Consider the following 18,559-nt stretch of genomic DNA (forward strand, 5'->3'; position numbering starts at 1 on the left):
TCAGCGGGGCGGGGGTGAGGTGGCGCTGGGGTCAGGTGGGTGGGTGGGGCAGGTGGGTGTGGATGGCCTCGGCGAGGCGGTCGGGGGCGCCTGGCGCGTAGCCGAGGAACAGGGACGGCTCGGTCAGCTCCAACTCGACCAGCACCGGCGTGCCGTCCGGGCCGGGGATCAGATCCACCCGGGCGTAGAGCAGGCGGTCCGTCCCGCCGGGCACCACGGCCAGGGTGCGCTCGGCCACCGCGAGCTGGTCCGCGGTGGCGGTACGCGGGCTGATCTCCTCGGGCTTGTAGAGCCCTTCCGTGCCCAGGTCGGGACCGGACAGCATCGGCCCCTTGCGGATGGCGTGGCTGAACGCCAGCCCCTGCGGGCCGGCGAAGTAGAGCAGCGCGGTCTCCCCGGCGGTGTCCACCGCGTTCAGGTACGGCTGGATCATGGCGATCCGACCGGCGTCGCCGAGCCGGCGTACGTGCGCCACGGCGAGTTCCCGGTGCTCCGGATCGGCCAGGTCGTAGCGGCCGGTGTCCTGGCTGCCGGCGCTGATCGACGGCTTGACGACGTACTCGCCGTCGTCGGTGGGCGGCTGCCACGACTCACCGGGCAGCACCCAGCCGGTGGGTACGGTCGGCACCCCGGCGGCACGCAGTTCGTCGAGGTAGCGCTTGTCAGTGTTCCAGCGCACCACGTCGGCCGGGTTGACCAGTCGGGGCACCCGGGCCGCCCAGGCGACGAAGTCGTCGCGGCGGGACATGTAGTCCCAGGGCGAGCGGAGCACGACCAGGTCGTAGCCGGCCCAGTCGACGGCCGGGTCGTCCCAGACGACCGGTTCGGCGGCGATGTCGCGGGCGGCCAGCGGTTCGATCACGAGGCGATCGTCCGCTTCGAGTTCGGCGAATTCGGTACAGGTGACGAGAGCGACCCGGGGTTTCCCCCGGGCCGGCTGGTGGTGGTCGGTCAATTTATCTCAACGGGCCATCGTGCGACGGGCCATCGAACGCCAGAGGTCGTTGCTCGGGCGCATCTGGTCCATCAGTTCCCGCTCCCAGGCGTTCTCCACGGCGACCCCGGCCTGCGCGCAGGCCTCCCGGGCGACGACCGTGTCCTCTGCGAACTGGTCTCCCCAGGCACCGTCCGAACCCACCAGGACGATCCGGGCACCGCGCTTGCCGACGTACTCGATGACCGCTTTCGCCCCGCCATGTCCGGCGGCGAACGACCTGATCCCCGCGACCAGCCCGTTGGGGACCGAGCCGGAGGGGGTCTGTTCAGCCGTCAGCGTCGTATCGGAACCATCTGCCATAACGCGAAGCCTAAGCAAACAAGGGGCCGAAGGTAGGAGAACCGTAAGCTTTTTGTGATACCGATAACGCCAAGGTTTAGGGAAACGGGATACCTTTTCGCCCGCATTTATCCGGCCTAAATCGGCCATAACCACCGGTCAGATGGGGCTCAATCGGCCGGGAACACGCAGAATCCGTCGCGGCCTACCTACGGCGACAATTCAGACACCCACATCGACTGCTGCCACTTGATAAGAAGGAACCCTTCCTATACTGCGGCGCCGAAACGGGCCTTACCGGGGCGTCTCGGAGGAACGCGCCTCAGAGGAGCGCGTCGAGGGCGGCGGCGGCGAAGACGATGGTCAGGTAGGTCGTGGACCAGTGGAACAGCCGCATCGGCTTGACCGCCTCGCCCCGCCGGGCCCGCCCGGCCAGCTTGTGCGCCTCGACGATGAAGATCGCACCCACCACCAGCGTCGGTACGCCGTACACCGGGCTCAGGCCGAGCGCCCAGACGGCCAGCGAGGAGAGCACCGTCAGCCAGGCGAAGAACACGATCTCGGCGTTCACCCGCCGGACGGAGGCCACCACCGGCAGCATCGGGATGCCGGCGCGGGCGTAGTCGTCCTTGTACTTCATGGCCAGGGGATAGAAGTGCGGCATCTGCCAGAAGAAGACCACCGCGAACAGCGCCCAGGCCACCGGCGACAGCGAACCGGTCACCGCCGCCCAGCCGATCAACACCGGCGCGGCCCCGCAGGCCCCGCCCCAGAAGGTGTTCGCCGTGGTGGTGCGCTTCAACCACAGCGTGTAGACCAGGTCGTAGTAGACGATCGCGGCCAGGGTCAGCCCGGCGGCGAGCAGGTTGGTGAAGGCCGCCATCAGCACGACCGAGACCACCGCCAGCACCAGACCGAAGATCAGGGCGTTGCGCGGCGTCACGGTGTGCGCGGGCAGCGGCCGACGCTTGGTCCGCCGCATCACCTGGTCGATGTCGCGGTCGATGTAGCAGTTGAGGACGCTGGCGGCACCGGCGGCGAGCGAGCCGCCGACGAGCACCACCGCGACCAGCCACAGCGACGGCAGCCCGCCGTGCGCGAGCATCATCGCCGGCACGGTGGTGACCAGCAGCAGCTCGACGATGCGCGGCTTGGTCAGCGACACGTACGCGGCCACCACCGCCCGCACGTCGCGGGACCGGGCCGGCGAGTCCTCCGCCGAGCACACCGGCGACTCCCCGGCAGGGTTACTGACCGGGCGCTCGGTGATCATGCTCACGGATTGCCACCTTCCGGCGTCGGCAGGGGAGATCGAGGCGGTCGGACCCAGCGGATCCACACACAACCGCCCCACACACTACGCGTTGTCGTTTTGGCTGCCCGGGCGACCCGGCAACGGTGCGAACCGTCACACCGAAGGCTGATCGTCCCAGCTGAACCGGGCGGCCGGGCCGAACCGTACAGACCAGCATGCTGAGATCCTCGGGCGCACGTTCCGGGACGCTCGATAGGGTCACCAGTGAGGGTTCCGCCCATCTCGCCGAGGAGCACTAACCACCGTGGCTGCCAAACGACCCGAGCACCCCGCACTTGACTGGTCCGACCTCGACCGCCGTGCCGTGGACACCGTCCGCGTGCTGGCCATGGACGCCGTGGAGAAATCCGGCAACGGCCACCCCGGTACGGCGATGAGTCTCGCCCCCGCGGCGTACCTGTTGTTCAACCGGGTCATGCGGCACAACCCGGCCGACCCGTCGTGGCCCGGTCGGGACCGCTTCGTGCTGTCCGCCGGCCACTCCAGCCTGACGCTGTACATCCAGCTCTTCCTGGCCGGCTACCCGCTCAGCCTGGACGACCTCAAGTCGCTGCGGCAGTGGGGCTCGCTCACCCCGGGCCACCCGGAGCACGGGCACACCCCGGGCGTGGAGACCACCACCGGCCCGCTCGGGCAGGGTCTGGGCAACGCCGTCGGCATGGCCATGGCGGCGCGCCGCGAGCGCGGCCTGTTCGACCCCGAGACCGAGCCGGGCGAGTCGGTGTTCGACCACCACATCTGGTGCATCGCCTCCGACGGTGACATCGAGGAGGGCATCAGCCACGAGGCCAGCGCGCTGGCCGGGCACCAGCAGCTGGGCAACCTCTGCGTGATCTACGACGACAACGAGATCTCGATCGAGGACGACACCCGCATCGCGATGAGCGAGGACGTGTCGGCCCGCTACGCGGCGTACGGCTGGCACGTACAGAAGGTCGACTGGCGGCGTGGCGACGCCGACCAGGGCGACTACCACGAGAACGTCGAGGAGCTGTACGCGGCGCTGCTGGCCGCCAAGGCGGAGACCGGCCGCCCGTCGTTCATCGCGCTGCGCACCATCATCGGCTGGCCGGCACCGAACAAGCAGAACACCGGCAAGATCCACGGCTCGGCGCTCGGCGCCGACGAGGTGGCCGCCACCAAGGAGATCCTCGGCTTCGACCCGGCCGGGTCGTTCCAGGTCACCGAGGAGGTGCTCGCCCACACCCGGGGTGCGCTGCGCCGCGGCGAGGCCGAGCAGCAGGAGTGGACGACCGCCTTCGGCGCCTGGTCCGAGGCCAACCCGCAGCGTCGCGCGCTCTACGACCGGCTGGCCGCGCGGGCCCTGCCGGAGGGCTGGACGGAGGCGCTGCCGGAGTTCCCGGCCGACGCCAAGGGCGTGGCGACCCGGGCCGCCTCCGGCAAGGTGCTGGGCGCGCTCGCCCCGGTGCTGCCCGAGCTGTGGGGTGGCTCCGCCGACCTGGCCGAGAGCAACAACACCACGATGAAGGGCGAGCCCTCCTTCGTACCGAGCCAGTACGCCACCAAGGAGTTCCCCGGCCACGAGTACGGCCGCACGCTGCACTTCGGCATCCGTGAGCACGCCATGGGCGCGATCCTCAACGGCATCGCCCTGCACGGTGGCACCCGCCCGTACGGCGGCACCTTCCTGGTGTTCAGCGACTACATGCGCCCCTCCGTACGGCTGGCCGCGCTGATGAAGCTGCCGGTGGTCTACGTCTGGACGCACGACTCGATCGGCCTCGGCGAGGACGGCCCGACCCACCAGCCGGTGGAGCACCTGACCGCGCTGCGCGCCATCCCCGGCCTGGACGTGGTCCGCCCGGCCGATGCCAACGAGACGGCGTGGGCGTGGCGGCAGGCCCTGGAGCACACCGACCGGCCGACCGCGCTGGCGTTGAGCCGTCAGCCGCTGCCGACCCTGGACCGCTCCCAGCTGGCCGGCGCGGACGGCGTCGCCAAGGGCGGCTACGTGCTGGCCGAGGCGTCCACCGGCAAGCCGCAGGTGATCATCATCGGCACCGGCTCCGAGGTGCAGCTCTGCCTGACCGCCCGGGAGCGGCTGGAGGCCGACGGCACCCCCACCCGGGTGGTGTCGATGCCCTGCCAGGAGTGGTTCTTCGAGCAGGACGAGGCGTACCGGGAGTCGGTGCTGCCGCGCGGGGTAAAGGCCCGGGTGAGCGTGGAGGCGGGCATCGCGATGTCCTGGCGCGGGATCGTCGGCGACTGCGGCGAGACCGTCAGCCTGGAGCACTACGGTGCCAGCGCCCCGCACTCGGTGCTGTTCGAGCAGTTCGGCTTCACCCCCGACCGGATCGTCGCCGCCGCGCACGCGGCGCTGACCCGCGTCGGGGACATCACCGGTTTCACCACCGGCAACTGAGGGGAGCGTTGGCGCACATGACGACCGACAGGCTTGGTGAGCTGTCCGCCGCGAAGGTGGCGGTCTGGCTCGACGACCTTTCCCGGGTACGACTGTCCTCCGGTGGGCTGGACCAGCTGCGCCGGGACAAGCACGTGGTCGGGGTGACCACCAACCCGACGATCTTCGCCAAGGCGTTGAGCGACGCCGACACCTACGACGGGCAGCTGCGTGACCTGGCCGTGCGGGGCGTCGACGTCGAGGAGGCGGTCCGCATGCTCACCACTTACGACGTGCGGTGGGCCTGCGACGTGATGCGTCCGGCGTACGACGCCAGCGGCGGGGTCGACGGCCGGGTCTCGATCGAGGTGGACCCGCGGCTGGCCCATGAGGCGGAGCGCACCGTGGCCGAGGCCAAGGCGCTGTGGTGGCTGGTCGACCGGCCCAACCTGTTCATCAAGATCCCGGCGACCGAGGACGGCCTGCCGGCGATCACCGCCACCCTGGCCGAGGGGATCAGCGTCAACGTGACGCTGATCTTCGGCCTGGACCGCTACTCGCAGGTGATGGAGGCCTTCCTCGCCGGTATGGAGCAGGCCAGGGCCAACGGCCACGACCTGTCCACGATCGCCTCGGTGGCCTCGTTCTTCGTCTCCCGGGTCGACACCGAGGTGGACAAGCGGCTGGAGAAGATCGGCTCGGACGAGGCCAAGGCGCTGCGCGGCAAGGCCGCCGTGGCCAACGCCCGGCTGGCGTACGAGCGTTACAGCGAGGTCTTCGGCAGCGACCGCTGGCAGGCCCTCGCCGATGCCGGGGCGCACCCGCAGCGCCCGCTGTGGGCCTCCACCTCGACGAAGAACCCGGACTACCGGGACGTCATCTACGTCGAGGAGCTGATCGCCCCCGGAACGGTCAACACCATGCCGGAGGCGGTCATCCACGCCTACGCTGAGCACGGCGAGACCCGCCCCGACACCGTCACCAACGCGTACGACGACGCCCGGCAGGCCTTCGAGCGGCTCGCCGCTGTCGGCGTCGACATGGCCGACGTGATCGAGACGCTGGAACGTGAGGGCGTGGAGAAGTTCGAAGCCAGCTGGCAGGAGCTGCTCGACGGCGTACGCAAGTCGTTGGTCGCTGCTGCCCAGGGCACCGGTCACCCGGGCGGCGCCGCGCGGGCCGGAGGAGCTGCGTGACGGTTCGCCCCGGCGTCGCTCACGCCGCCGCCCGCGACGGGCGGCGGCGTGGGTGATCTGCTGGCCGCACCGGTCGAGGCCGCTGGCGGTCTCGCGGTGCACGGCGCGCGGGCGGTGGACGCCAGCGCGTCGGCGTCCACCCGGCAGGCGTTGGTCGCCGCCGACGTACCGCGCCGGCTGGTCGCCAGGGATCCGACGCTGTGGGGTCCGGACGCGGTCGGCCGGCTCGGCTGGCTGGACGCCCACCGGCGGGGCCGCGAGCTGCTCCCCCAGCTCGCCGAGCTGACCGCGGAGCTGGCCGACCTGGATCATGTGGTGCTCGCCGGCGTGGGCGGCTCGTCGCTCGCGGCGCAGGTCGTCGCCCGGACCACCGGTCGGGCGCTGACCGTGCTCGACACCACCGACCCCGGTCGGGTACGCGCCACGCTGGCCGACCGGCTGGCCCGCACCGTCGTGGTGCTGGCCGGCAGCACGCCGGAGGTCGACTGTCTCCGGCGCGCCTACCGGCAGGCGTTCCTCGACTCGGGGCTGACCGAGTCGGAGACGGGGCGGCACTTCGTCGTGGTCACCGATCCGGGCTCGCCGCTGGCGGCGGTCGCCGCCGAACTGGGCGCGATCACCGTGCCCGCCGACCCCGAGGTCGACGGCGGCTTCGCGGCGCTGACCGCGTACGCCCTGGTCCCCTGCGCGCTCGCCGGGGTCGCGGTGGCCGACCTGCTGGACCAGGCCGAGGAGTTCGCGGCCACCCTGGACAGTGCCGACGCGAACCCGGGCCTGGCGCTCGGTGCCGCGCTGGCCACCGCCGCCACGACCGGACGGGACACGGTCGTCCTGGTCGACGACGGCACCGGCGTCGAAGGGCTGGGCGACTGGGTCGAGCAGGTGCTCGCCGAGTCCACCGGCAAGGACGGGCTCGGTCTCCTGCCGGTGGTGGTCGAGTCACCGGCCAGCCCTCACCTGAGGGGCCCGGACCGGCTCACCGTCAGCTACGGCGGCGCGCTCGCCGCAGGTGACCTGCCGGCCCTCGGCGTCACCCCCGACATCGCGGTCAACGGGCCGCTCGGCGCCCACTTCCTGGCCTGGCAGTACGCCACCGCCCTGGCCGCCGACGTGCTCGGGGTGGATCCGTTCGACCGGCCGGACGTGTCCGCGGCCGACGAGCACACCGCCGCCGTCCTGGTGCAACGTCCGTCGGCACCGACACCGTCGTCGGTCGAGGGCACGATCGAGGTGTACGCCCCGACGGGCACACCGGCGGACCTGACCGGCGCGCTCCGGCACCTGCTGTCCGGACTGGACGACGGCGGCTACCTGGCCGTCACGGCGTACCTCGACCGGCACGCCGACGCCGACGCGGCCCGGCTGCGCCCGCTGCTGGCGCAGCTCACCGCCCGGCCGGTCACCTTCGGTTGGGGGCCACGCCACCGGCACGCCACCGGTCAGTACCACAACGGTGGCCCACGGTTGGGTAGCTTTCTCCAGATAACCGGTACGGTCGATGTTGATCTGCCGGTGCCCGGCGAGCCGTACTCCTTCGGGGAGCTGCAGGCGGCACAGGCCGCCGGCGACCGGCAGGCCCTGGCCGGTCACGAGCGCCCGCTGTTACGGCTGCACCTGACCGGCCGGTCGGCGGGCCTGGCCCAACTGCTCGACGCGGTCGGGTCGCTGCGGGCATGACGATGAACGATGTGGACGAGCGGAGCGAGGAGGCGGCGTGAACCCGCTGCGCGACCCGCAGGACCGGCGACTGCCCCGGATCCCGGAGCCCTGCGCTCTGGTGATCTTCGGGGTGACCGGCGACCTGGCCCAGAAGAAGCTGATCCCGGCGGTCTACGACCTGGCCAACCGAGGGCTGTTGCCGCCCGGATTCGTGGTCGTCGGGTTCGCCCGGCGGGACTGGGCCGACGGTGACTTCGCGACGCTGGCCCGGGAGGCGGCCAAGGCACACTCGCGCACACCGTGGCGCGAGGAGGTCTGGTCGCGGCTGGAACACAACATCAAGTTCGTCGGCGGCTCGTTCGACGACGACGCCGCCTTCGACCGGCTCACCGAGTGCCTGAACGGCCTGCGCGACAGCCACGGCATCCACGGCAACGTGGCGTTCTACTTCTCCATCCCACCGGCCGCGTTCCCGGTGGTGCTCAAGCAGTTGGCCCGCACCGGCATGGCCGACAACGACAAGTGCGGCGGCTGGCGTCGGGTGGTGGTGGAGAAGCCGTTCGGGCACGACCTGCCGTCGGCGAAGGCCCTCAACGACCTGGTGGACGACGTGTTCACCCGACGCGACGTGTTCCGCATCGACCACTACCTGGGCAAGGAGACCGTCCAGAACATCCTCGCCCTGCGCTTCGCCAACAGCCTCTTCGAGCCGTTGTGGAACTCGCAGTACGTCGACTCGGTGCAGATCACCATGGCCGAGGACGTCGGCATCGGCTCCCGGGCCGGCTTCTACGACTCCGTCGGCACCGCCCGCGACGTGTTGCAGAACCACCTGCTGCAACTGCTCGCCCTGGTCGCCATGGAGGAGCCGACCAGCTTCGACGCCGACGAGATCCGGGCCGAGAAGCTCAAGGTGCTCAAGGCCATCACCCTGCCCAAGGACGTCAGCCAGGGCACCGTACGCGGGCAGTATCTGCCCGGCTGGGTCGGTGGCCAGCGCGCCAAGGGCTACCTGGAGGAGGACGGCGTCCCGCCGACCTCGACCACGGAGACGTACGTGGCGGTGCGGCTGGGCATCCAGAACCGCCGCTGGGCCGAGGTGCCGTTCTACATCCGGGCCGGCAAGCGTCTGCCCCGGCGGGTGACCGAGGTCGCGGTGATGTTCAAGCGGGCACCGCACCTGCCGTTCAACCCCACCGACATGGAGATGCTCGGCAACAACCAGCTGGTCATCCGGGTCCAGCCGGACGAGGGCGTGGTGCTCAAGTTCGGGTCCAAGGTGCCCGGCACCACGATGGAGGTCCGCGACATCGCGATGGACTTCCAGTACGGCGAGGCGTTCACCGAATCCAGCCCGGAGGCGTACGAGCGGCTCGTGCTGGACGTGCTGATCGGCGACCGGACGCTGTTCCCGGACGCCGCCGAGGTCGAGCAGAGCTGGGCCGTGGTGGACCCGCTGGAACACGCCTGGGAGGGCACGAAGCCCGAGCCCTACCGGGCCGGCGAGTGGGGTCCCCGCGCCGCCGACACGATGCTGGCCCGCGAAGGCCGGGCCTGGCGGCGGGCGTGACCGGGCACCACGAGCGAACCTGGAGGCTCCGTTGATCGGACTGTGGGACACCACCGGCAACGAGGTGGTCAAGGCACTCGCCGCCGAGCGGCGCAGCGCCGGTGGGGTGGCCAGCGGCATGGCGCTGACCCTGATCGTGGTGGTCGACGAGAAGCGGGTACGCGACGCGGAGGCGGCAGCCACCATCGCCGCCGCCGCGCACCCGTGCCGGCTGCTGGTGGTCGTACGCTCCGATCTGGAACGCGACCGCAGCCGGCTCGACGCGGAGATCGTCGTCGGCGGGCGGCTGGGCCCCTGCGAGGCGGTCGTCATGCGGATGTACGGCCGGCTGGCGTTGCACGCCGAGTCGGTGGTGATGCCGCTGCTGGTGCCGGACGTGCCGGTGGTGACCTGGTGGCACGGCGAGCCGCCGATGGAGATCGCCACCGACTTCCTCGGCGTGGTCGCCGACCGGCGGATCACCGACTCGGCCCAGGCCGCCGACCCGATCGAGGCGCTGCGGCAACGTGCCCGCGACTACGCGCCCGGCGACACCGACCTCGCCTGGACCCGGATCACCCCGTGGCGGGCCGTGGTGGCGGGTGCGTTCGACACCACCGAGGCGCAGCTGACCGAGGCGGCGGTGGTCGCGCCGCCGAGCGACCCGACGGCTGCGCTGATGCGCGGCTGGTTGCGCAGCCGGTTGGGCATCAAGCCCCGCTGGGAGCGGACCAGGGAGTTCCCCCGGATGCGTGAGGTGCAGCTGCGCTGCGCCAACAGCGACGAGCTGACGCTGACCCGGGACGACAACGTGGCCATCTTCCGGCGTACCGGGCAGGAGGACCGCATCCTGCCGCTGGTTCGTCGGCCGCTCGGTGACGAGTTGGCCGAGGAGCTGCGCCGGCTCGGCCCCGACCAGGTGTACGCGGAGGCGCTGGGTGCCTTCGCCGGACTGACCACCCTCGACCGTCGCCCCGCCCAGCGGGTGCACGTCTGGAAGGACCCGGCCACCGCCGAGCGGGCCGAGGCCGGTGTCACCGCGCACACGTCGACAAGCGCTCAACCCTGACCGATCCCACCCCGGGGTACGGCACGACACCGACCGCTGTGACGGTCGTGGAAGGACACCATGAGTGAGGCGAGTGTCGCCGTACACGCCGATGCCGATCTGCTGGCACAGGCGGTGGCGGCGCGGTTGGTGGTGAAGCTGCTCGACGCGCAGGCCGAGCGCGGGCAGGCGGCGGTGGTGCTCACCGGCGGTCGGATCGCCGCCGCCGTCTACCGGGCCGTTGGCGCGCTGCCGGCGAAGGACGCGGTGGACTGGTCCCGGGTCGACTTCTGGTGGGGCGACGAACGGTTCCTGCCCGCCGGTGACCCGGAGCGCAACGAGACCCAGGCCCGCGCGGCGCTGCTCGACGCGTTGCCGGTCGCACCGGAGCGGATCCACCCGATGCCGCCCTCCGACGCCGGTCTCGACCCGGAGGAGGCCGCCGCACAGTACGCGGCCGAGCTGGCCCGGGCCGCCCGGCCCGGCACCGCCGTGCTCCCCCACTTCGACGTGCTGATGCTCGGCGTCGGCGAGGACGGGCACGTCGCCTCGGTCTTCCCCGAGCACCCGGTGCACTACGAGAGCCGCCCGGTCAGCGCGGTACGGGGCAGCCCGAAGCCGCCGCCGGTGCGGATCACCCTCACCCTGCCGACGATCAACACGGCCGAGGAGGTGTGGCTGGTCGCCGGTGGCGCCGACAAGGCGCACGCGGTGGGCATGGCCCTGGCCGGTGCCGGCCCGGTGCAGATCCCCGCAGCCGGGGTGCAGGGCACCAGCCGCACCCTGTGGCTGCTGGACCGCGCCGCCGCAGCCACCGTCCCCGCCCGCTTCCGCAGCCTCCGCTGACCACCCCCGCGCTGGTCGCGCGGGCGTTGATCACGCACGATGCTGGTCGCGCGGGGGTTGATCACCGCACGCTCTGGGCTGGGCGTTGATCACGCTCGATCCGGGATCGAGTGCCTCCGACTCGATGGGAGGCCACTCGATCTCGGATCGAGCGCGATCATGCGGCTACGGTCGGCCGCGGCGGTGACGTAGGGCGGCGAGGGCCTCGGCGAGGATGGCCTCGCCCTCGGCGTCGGTGCGCCGCTCCTTCACGTACGCCAGGTGGGTCTTGTAGGGCTCGGCCCGGACCCGGCCGGGCGGGTCCTGGGCGTCGGGGCCGGCCGGTAGACCACAGCGGGGGCAGTCCCACAGCTCCGGGGTCGCCGCGTCGGCGGCGATGCGGATGTCGGTGCGGTGCCCGTTGCGGCACCAGAAGCTGACCGACCGGCACGGCACCGGCCGGTGGCGTTCGGGGTGGCGTGGCGGCGCTGACCCGACTCGGGCGCCCCGGATGACATTGCCGTTCGACACGGCGCTCGCTCCTGTCGTCGGAGGGGACCGCCGTCTAGGGGTGGACGGCGGGCGACGCGGTGCAGCGGGTGAAACGGACTGCGCGCGGCCCGTCGAACGACGGACCGCGCGCAGATTGTACGACTGGCGGCGCCTGATCAGACGCCCACCTGCAGCCGCAGCCAGAGCCCGAGCCCGACGATGCAGGCGAACCAGACGATGCCCACCAGGACGGTGTAGCGGTCCAGGTTCTTCTCAGCCACTGACGAACCGGCCAGGCTGGAGCTGACGCCACCGCCGAACATGCTGGACAACCCACCACCCTTGCCCCGGTGCAGCAGAATCAGCAGGACGAGCATGAAGCTCGTGATGACCAGCAACACGATCAACGTGTAGGCGAACCAGATCGGCATGGCGGGGGTCAGTCCTCTCGTTACGATCCTCGCCCGGGCAGTTCGGGCACGGCGGCACCGACCGACGGACGGGCGGAGTCAAGGATAGCGAGCGATCAGCCGGTGATGTGCTCCGGGAACCGGCAGATCTTCGCGAACTCCTCGGCGTCGAGGCTGGCACCGCCAACCAGAGCGCCGTCCACGTCCGGCTGGGCCATGATCGACGCGACGTTCGAGGACTTCACCGAGCCACCGTAGAGGACCCGTACCTGGTCCGCGGTGGCCTGGTCGAAGGTCTCGGCGAGCCGGGTACGCAGCGCGCCGCAGACCTCCTGGGCGTCCTCGGGGGTGGCGGTCTTGCCGGTGCCGATCGCCCAGACCGGCTCGTAGGCCACCACGACCTTGGTCACCTGCTCGGCGGAGAGCCCCTTGAGCGCCGCGTCGAGCTGCTCGGTGCAGTGCGCGACCTGCCCGCCCTGCTCCCGGATGTCGAGCCCCTCCCCCACGCAGAGGATCGGGGTGAGCCCGTTGGCCAGCGCGGCCTGCACCTTGGCGCCCACCAGCGCGTCGTCCTCGCGGTGGTACTCCCGCCGCTCGGAGTGCCCGACCACCACGTACGTGCAGCCGAGCTTGGCCAGCATCGACCCGGCGACCTCGCCGGTGTAGGCGCCCGAGGCGTGCGCGGAGAGGTCCTGCGCCCCGTAGCCGATCAGCAGCTTGTCGCCCTCCACGACGGTCTGCACCGTCCGCAGGTCGGTGAACGGCGGCAGGACCACCGTCTCCACCTCGGTGAGCTGCTTCTCGGTGAGGCTGGCCGCCAGCTTCTGCACCAGCAGGTTGGCCTCGAGGTGGTTGAGGTTCATCTTCCAGTTGCCGGCCATCAGGGGCCGGCGGGGAGCGCTCGCCATCAGTTCTCCAGGGCCGCGATGCCGGGGAGGGTCTTGCCCTCCAGGTACTCCAGGGAGGCGCCGCCGCCGGTGGAGATGTGTCCGAAGGACTTCTCGTCCAGGCCCAGGGCCCGCACCGCAGCGGCCGAGTCACCGCCACCGACGACGCTGAACGCGTCGGACTCGGCGATCGCCTCGGCGACACCCCGGGTGCCGTTGGCGAACGCCGCCATCTCGAACACGCCCATCGGGCCGTTCCAGAAGATCGTCCGCGCGTTCGGCGTACCGCTGGCCGACGAGCCGCGCAGCGCGGCGGCGAAGCCGGCCACCGTCTCCGGCCCGATGTCCAGGCCGACCCGGTGGCTGGGGATGCCGTCGGCCGGGACCACGTCGTGCGCGGCGTCCGGGGCGAAGGCGTCCGCGGCCACCACGTCGACCGGGAGCATGATCTTGCCCTCGGAGCGCTCCAGCAGGTTGCGGCAGGTCTCGACCATCTCCTTCTCCAGCAGCGAGGTGCCCACCTCGTGGCCCTGCGCCTTGAGGAAGGTGAAGCACATGCCGCCGCCGATGAGCAGCCGGTCGACCGTGGGCAGCAGCGCCTCGATCACCGCGAGCTTGTCGGAGACCTTGGAACCACCGAGCACCACGACGTACGGCCGCTCCGGGTTGCCGGTGAGCGTGGAGAGCACCTCCACCTCGCGCAGCACCAGGCGACCGGCGACGTGCGGCAGCCGCGCCGGCACGTCGTAGACGCTGGCGTGCTTGCGGTGCACCGCGCCGAAGGCGTCGTCGACGTACGCGTCACCGAACGCGGCGAGCTGGTCGGCGAACGCACCCCGCTCGGCGTCGTCCTTACTGGTCTCCCCCTTGTTGAAACGGAGGTTCTCCAGCAGCGCGACCTCGCCGTCGGCCAACGCCGCCACGGTCGCCTGAGCGGACTCGCCGACCGTGTCGGTGGCGAAGTGCACCGGGGCGCCGAGCAGCTCACCCAGCCGCCCGGCGACCGGGCTGAGGCTGAACTGCGGGTCCGGGCTGCCCTTCGGCCGGCCCAGGTGCGAGCAGACGACCACCTTGGCGCCGGCCTCGGTGAGCGCGCCCAGGGTGGGCAGGACGGCCCGGATGCGGCCGTCGTCCGTGATGGCACCGGTCTGCTTGTCGAGCGGGACGTTCAGGTCGGCGCGCACCAGCACGCGCCGACCCGACACCCCCTCGGCGAGCAGATCGTCGAGGGTACGAATCCCACTCACAGCGACTGACCGACCAGCTTGACGAGGTCGACGAGGCGGTTGGAGTAGCCCCACTCGTTGTCGTACCAGCCGACGACCTTGACCTGGTTGCCGATGACCTTGGTCAGCGGCGCGTCGAAGATGCACGACGCCGGGTCGGTGACGATGTCGGCGGAGACGATCGGGTCCTCGTTGTAGCTGAGGATGCCCCGCAGCGGGCCCTCGGCGGCGGCCTTGAGCGCGGCGTTGACCTCGTCCACCGTGGTCTCCCGGCCGACGGTGACGGTGAGGTCGGTGGCCGAGCCGGTGGGGATCGGCACCCGCAGCGCGTACCCGTCGAGCTTGCCCTTGAGGTCCGGCAGCACCAGGCCGATGGCCTTGGCCGCACCGGTCGAGGTCGGCACGATGTTCAGCGCGGCGGCGCGGGCCCGACGCAGGTCGGAGTGCGGCGCGTCCTGCAGGTTCTGGTCCTGGGTGTACGCGTGGATGGTGGTCATCAGACCACGCTCGATGCCGAACGTGTCGTGCAGCACCTTGGCCATCGGCGCGAGGCAGTTGGTGGTGCAGGAGGCGTTCGAGATGATGTTGTGCTTGGCCGGGTCGTACGAGCCCTCGTTGACGCCCATCACGACGGTGACGTCCTCGTTCTTGGCCGGCGCCGAGATGATGACCTTCTTGGCCCCGCCGTCGAGGTGCGCCTTGGCCTTGTTGGCGTCGGTGAAGAAGCCGGTCGACTCGATGACGACGTCGACGTTCAGGTCACCCCACGGCAGGGCGGCCGGGTCACGCTCGGCGTACGCCTTGATGGTCTTGCCACCGACGGTGATCTCGTCGGCGGTCGCCTTCACCTCGTGCGGGAGGCGGCCCAGGATGCTGTCGTACTTGACAAGGTGGGCCAGCGTGGCGTTGTCGGTGAGGTCGTTGACGGCAACGACCTCCACGTCAGCGCCGGACGCCAGCACTGCCCGGAAGAAGTTACGGCCGATTCGGCCGAAGCCGTTGATGCCAACCCGGATGGTCACAGGTCCCATCTCCTCGCGTTCTGGTCCGCCGGCGTGGAGACCCTCGGCCGGCGAAGTGATGTGCGCCGACCGTTGGAGCCGGCCGTTGACGATTCATCTCGGCCACCCCGCCGCGGTCCGAGGGACCTGACCGCCCGAGGCGGTGGGTACGGCGGGTGCGCCGGTTCCGGCCCCCTTGCCGTACGCAAGCGACCCTATCCGAGCGCGTCGAGCCGCGCTGCGTCGGGTGGTTGCCCACCTACGCCACACGGGACGTCACACCGCGCCGACAGGGCGCGCCGGCGAAACACCGGCCCGCCCACGCCGGACGACCCCACCGTCCTATCAGACCACGAGCATGTCGGGCGTGACGGCCGCTTCGGTATCCGGGATGCCCAGGTCGCGCGCCCTTTTGTCGGCGAGCGCCAGCAGCCGGCGGATCCGCCCGGCGATGGCGTCCTTGGTCAGCGGCGGGTCGGCCAACGCGCCCAACTCCTCCAAGGACGCCTGCCGGTGCTCCAGCCGCAGTCGACCCGCCGAGGTCAGGTGCTCCGGCGCGTCATCGGCGAGGATCTCCAGGGCCCGGGTGACCCGGGCCGCCGCGGCCACCGCCGCCCGCGCCGAGCGGCGCAGGTTGGCGTCGTCGAAGTTGGCCAGCCGGTTGGCGGTGGCGCGTACCTCCCGGCGGACCCGGCGCTCCTCCCAGGCCAGCACGCTGGCGTGGGCGCCGATGCGGGTGAGCAGCGCGGCGATCGCGTCGCCGTCCTTGACCACCACCCGGTCCACGCCGCGCACCTCGCGGTTCTTCGCGGTGATGCCGATCCGCCGGGCCGCGCCGACCAGCGCCAACGCCGACTCCGGCCCCGGACAGGTGATCTCCAGGGCGCTGGAGCGGCCCGGCTCGGTCAGCGAGCCGTGCGCCATGAACGCGCCCCGCCACGCGGAGACCGCGCAGCAGACGTTGGCGGCGACCACGTGCGGTGGCAGTCCCCGCACCGGTCGACCCCGCACGTCCAGCAGACCCGTCTGCCGGGCCAGCGCCTCGCCGTCCTTGACCACCCGGACGATGAAGTGGCTGCCCTTACGCAGCCCGCCGGAGGCCAACACGTGAATCTCACTCGGGTAGCCGTAGACCTCGGCGATCTCCCGGCGCAGCCGGCGGGCCACCGCGCCGGTGTCCAGTTCCGCCTCCACCACCACCCGCCCGGAGACGATGTGCAGCCCACCGGCGAACCGCAGCAGCGCGGCCATCTCCGCCCGCCGGCAGCAGGGCTTGGGCACGTCGACCCGACTCAGCTCGTCCTTGACCGCAGCCGTCATCGCCATTGTGCGTCCCCTCACGGACCGGTTCCGGCGTGTCGCCGGAGATTACGTACGTGTCTAACGATCGGCGCCCAGTACGGGCACCAGCGCGGCGGCCAACGCGGCCGGATCATGGCGGGGAGTGCCGTCGTCGACCGCTACCGGGGCGAGGACGAGTCGGGCCCCGAGCGATTCTGCCGCACGGTCGACCGGGGCGGGATCACCGACCGCCTTGGAATCGGCGATCACGTAGTCGACTGTCAACTCCGGCAGATACCACCGCAGCGCCGCGAGGTGGTCGGCGACGGACAGCCCGAGCGTCTCCTGCTCGGCGGCGAGGTTGAGGGTGACCAGCCGTCGAGCGGAACTGGCCAGGATCGCCGCGGCCAGCTGTGGTACCAGCAGGTGCGGCAGGACGCTTGTGTACCAGCTGCCCGGCCCGAAGATCAACCAGTCGGCCGCACCGATCGCCGCGACCGCCTCCGGACAGGCCTCCGGGGCCTGCGGGGTGATCCGCAGCGACTCCACCCGACCGGTACTGACCGCGACCTGGTGCTGGCCGCGTACGGTGCGGACCTCGTCGGGGCGATCCGGGTCCGTGCCGCGCACCCGCGCCTCGATGTCGACCGGCTCGCAGGACATCGGCAGCACCCGGCCGACCGCACCCAGCATCGCCCCGGCGTGTTCCAACGCGGCCACCGGGTCGCCCAGCAACTCCATCAGGCCGGAGATCACCAGATTGCCCACCGCGTGACCGGCGAGCGCGTCAGGTCGGCCACCGTCGGTGGCCACGGCGGCGAAGCGGTGCTGGAACAGCCCGGCGCTGCGTCGGGTGGCCGGGTGGTCACCGGCCAGCGCGACCAACGCCTGCCGCAGGTCACCCGGGGGCAACCCACCCCGCTCGGCGCGCAGCCGCCCGCTGGAGCCGCCGTCGTCGCCGACGGTCACCACCGCGGTGATGTCCAGATCCAGTTCGGGTGCGCAGCGGCGTAACGCCCGCAGCGCGGCGGACAGGCCGTGCCCGCCGCCGAAGCTCACCACCCGGATCGTCATTCCCGCCCCAGGTCCCGGTGCTGCGCGTTGGCGGCCAGGCCGGCACGACGCAACCGGGCGGCCAACTCCTCGGCGATGGCCACGCTGCGGTGCTTGCCGCCGGTGCAGCCCACCGCGACGGTCAGGTACCGCTTGCCCTCCCGCTCGAAGCCCGCGGTGGTGGCGCCCACCAGATCGGCGTACGCCGAGACGAAGGTGTCCGCCCCCTCCTGCCCCAGCACGTACGCGCTGACCGCCTCCTCGCGGCCGGTGTGCTCCCGCAACTCCGGCACCCAGTACGGGTTGGGCAGGAACCGGGCGTCGAGCACGAAGTCGGCATCCGGCGGCAGGCCGTACTTGAAGCCGAAGGAGATCACCGTGACCCGCAGCTTGCGGGCGTCCTCCCCGCCGAACAGCTCCTCGATGCGCCGACGCAGCTGGTTGACGTTGAGGTGGCTGGTGTCGATGATCACGTCGGCCTGGTCGCGGGCCTCCTCCAGCAGGCCCCGCTCGACCGCGATGCCGTCGGCGAGCCGCCCGTCGCCCTGCAACGGGTGGGAACGGCGCACGCTCTCGAAACGGCGGATCAACACCTCGTCGTCGGCGTCGACGAAGACCACTCGGGGCGCGTACCCGCGCTCCTTGAGCTCCCTGATCGCCTCGGCCAGGTCCGTGGAGAAGGCCCGGGACCGCACGTCCAACACCATCGCCGTACGCCGGGCGGCCCCGCCGGCCTTCACCGCCAGCTCGGCCATGTCCAGCAGCAACGCCTGCGGCAGGTTGTCCACGACGTAGAAGCCGACGTTCTCCAGGGCCCGGGCGACGGTGCTGCGCCCACCACCGGACAGACCGGTGACCACGACCAGCGTGGTGTCCGTCTCCGCCGCCCCGGTGCCGCCGACGTGATGACCGTTCGTGTGCGCCTCGCCCACCCATCAACCCCCAAGCTGTGGCGCTCCGGTCAGGCCGACCGGGCATG

17 protein-coding genes are annotated in these 18,559 nt (G+C 71.6%); 6 read left to right on the top strand and 11 right to left on the bottom strand.

Annotation, left to right across the window (positions count from 1 at the left end; genetic code table 11):
• Positions 1-31: 31 nt before the first annotated feature.
• The 3 genes from JMF97_RS05065 to JMF97_RS05075 form a co-directional block, all read right to left on the bottom strand.
• Positions 32-955: an ATP-grasp domain-containing protein gene (locus tag JMF97_RS05065; RefSeq protein ID WP_203220465.1), complete on the bottom strand. Its 924-nt coding sequence runs from the start codon at positions 953-955 to the stop codon at positions 32-34.
• Positions 956-961: 6 nt separating this feature from the next.
• Positions 962-1,297: a hypothetical protein gene (locus tag JMF97_RS05070; RefSeq protein WP_203220466.1), complete on the bottom strand. Its 336-nt coding sequence runs from the start codon at positions 1,295-1,297 to the stop codon at positions 962-964.
• 301 nt (positions 1,298-1,598) lie between these two features.
• Positions 1,599-2,555 carry a heme o synthase gene (locus JMF97_RS05075; RefSeq protein WP_013734942.1) on the bottom strand — a complete coding sequence of 319 codons (957 nt, stop codon included), beginning with the start codon at positions 2,553-2,555 and terminating at the stop codon, positions 1,599-1,601.
• Positions 2,556-2,835: 280 nt separating this feature from the next.
• Between JMF97_RS05075 and tkt the strand changes: the two genes are divergently transcribed.
• Genes tkt through pgl form a run of 6 tightly spaced genes read left to right on the top strand, consistent with a single transcriptional unit; the run spans position 2,836 to position 11,251 of the window.
• A complete protein-coding gene (gene tkt, locus JMF97_RS05080) occupies positions 2,836-4,974 on the top strand; it encodes a transketolase (protein WP_203220467.1) in 2,139 nt (712 codons plus the stop codon).
• 17 nt (positions 4,975-4,991) lie between these two features.
• Entirely contained in the window at positions 4,992-6,149 is a 1,158-nt protein-coding gene (gene tal, locus JMF97_RS05085; RefSeq protein WP_203220468.1) for a transaldolase, read from the top strand.
• Positions 6,150-6,197: 48 nt separating this feature from the next.
• Positions 6,198-7,826, top strand: coding sequence for a glucose-6-phosphate isomerase (locus JMF97_RS05090; protein ID WP_203220469.1), 1,629 nt, complete (start codon positions 6,198-6,200; stop codon positions 7,824-7,826).
• Between the two features lie 37 nt (positions 7,827-7,863).
• Positions 7,864-9,378, top strand: coding sequence for a glucose-6-phosphate dehydrogenase (gene zwf, locus JMF97_RS05095; protein WP_203220470.1), 1,515 nt, complete (start codon positions 7,864-7,866; stop codon positions 9,376-9,378).
• A 31-nt stretch (positions 9,379-9,409) separates the two neighbouring features.
• Positions 9,410-10,426: a glucose-6-phosphate dehydrogenase assembly protein OpcA gene (locus JMF97_RS05100; RefSeq protein ID WP_203220471.1), complete on the top strand. Its 1,017-nt coding sequence runs from the start codon at positions 9,410-9,412 to the stop codon at positions 10,424-10,426.
• 60 nt (positions 10,427-10,486) lie between these two features.
• Positions 10,487-11,251 carry a 6-phosphogluconolactonase gene (pgl, locus tag JMF97_RS05105; RefSeq protein WP_203220472.1) on the top strand — a complete coding sequence of 255 codons (765 nt, stop codon included), beginning with the start codon at positions 10,487-10,489 and terminating at the stop codon, positions 11,249-11,251.
• Between the two features lie 165 nt (positions 11,252-11,416).
• Here the strand turns inward: pgl and JMF97_RS05110 are convergent, their stop codons facing one another.
• From JMF97_RS05110 to rapZ, 8 genes are all read right to left on the bottom strand, one after another.
• The gene (locus JMF97_RS05110; protein WP_203220473.1) at positions 11,417-11,761 is read right to left on the bottom strand and encodes an RNA polymerase-binding protein RbpA; all 345 of its coding nucleotides are present in this window, start codon (positions 11,759-11,761) and stop codon (positions 11,417-11,419) included.
• A gap of 137 nt (positions 11,762-11,898) precedes the next feature.
• Positions 11,899-12,153 (bottom strand): preprotein translocase subunit SecG, encoded by a 255-nt coding sequence (gene secG, locus JMF97_RS05115; protein ID WP_013734950.1) that lies wholly within the window; start codon positions 12,151-12,153, stop codon positions 11,899-11,901.
• A 95-nt stretch (positions 12,154-12,248) separates the two neighbouring features.
• Positions 12,249-13,040, bottom strand: coding sequence for a triose-phosphate isomerase (gene tpiA, locus JMF97_RS05120; protein WP_203220474.1), 792 nt, complete (start codon positions 13,038-13,040; stop codon positions 12,249-12,251).
• Positions 13,040-14,257: a phosphoglycerate kinase gene (locus tag JMF97_RS05125; RefSeq protein WP_203220878.1), complete on the bottom strand. Its 1,218-nt coding sequence runs from the start codon at positions 14,255-14,257 to the stop codon at positions 13,040-13,042. Before JMF97_RS05125 ends, tpiA begins: the two co-directional genes overlap by 1 nt.
• Before the next feature lie 5 nt (positions 14,258-14,262).
• Complete coding sequence (gap, locus tag JMF97_RS05130; protein ID WP_013734953.1) at positions 14,263-15,267, bottom strand: type I glyceraldehyde-3-phosphate dehydrogenase; 1,005 nt, start codon at positions 15,265-15,267, stop codon at positions 14,263-14,265.
• A gap of 324 nt (positions 15,268-15,591) precedes the next feature.
• A complete protein-coding gene (gene whiA, locus JMF97_RS05135; RefSeq protein ID WP_013734954.1) occupies positions 15,592-16,572 on the bottom strand; it encodes a DNA-binding protein WhiA in 981 nt (326 codons plus the stop codon).
• A gap of 54 nt (positions 16,573-16,626) precedes the next feature.
• Entirely contained in the window at positions 16,627-17,601 is a 975-nt protein-coding gene (locus JMF97_RS05140) for a gluconeogenesis factor YvcK family protein (protein ID WP_013734955.1), read from the bottom strand.
• Positions 17,598-18,512 (bottom strand): RNase adapter RapZ, encoded by a 915-nt coding sequence (rapZ, locus tag JMF97_RS05145; RefSeq protein ID WP_013734956.1) that lies wholly within the window; start codon positions 18,510-18,512, stop codon positions 17,598-17,600. Before rapZ ends, JMF97_RS05140 begins: the two co-directional genes overlap by 4 nt.
• Positions 18,513-18,559: the final 47 nt, after the last annotated feature.

The organism is Micromonospora fiedleri (assembly GCF_016774385.1).
Lineage (GTDB): Bacteria > Actinomycetota > Actinomycetes > Mycobacteriales > Micromonosporaceae > Micromonospora > Micromonospora gifhornensis.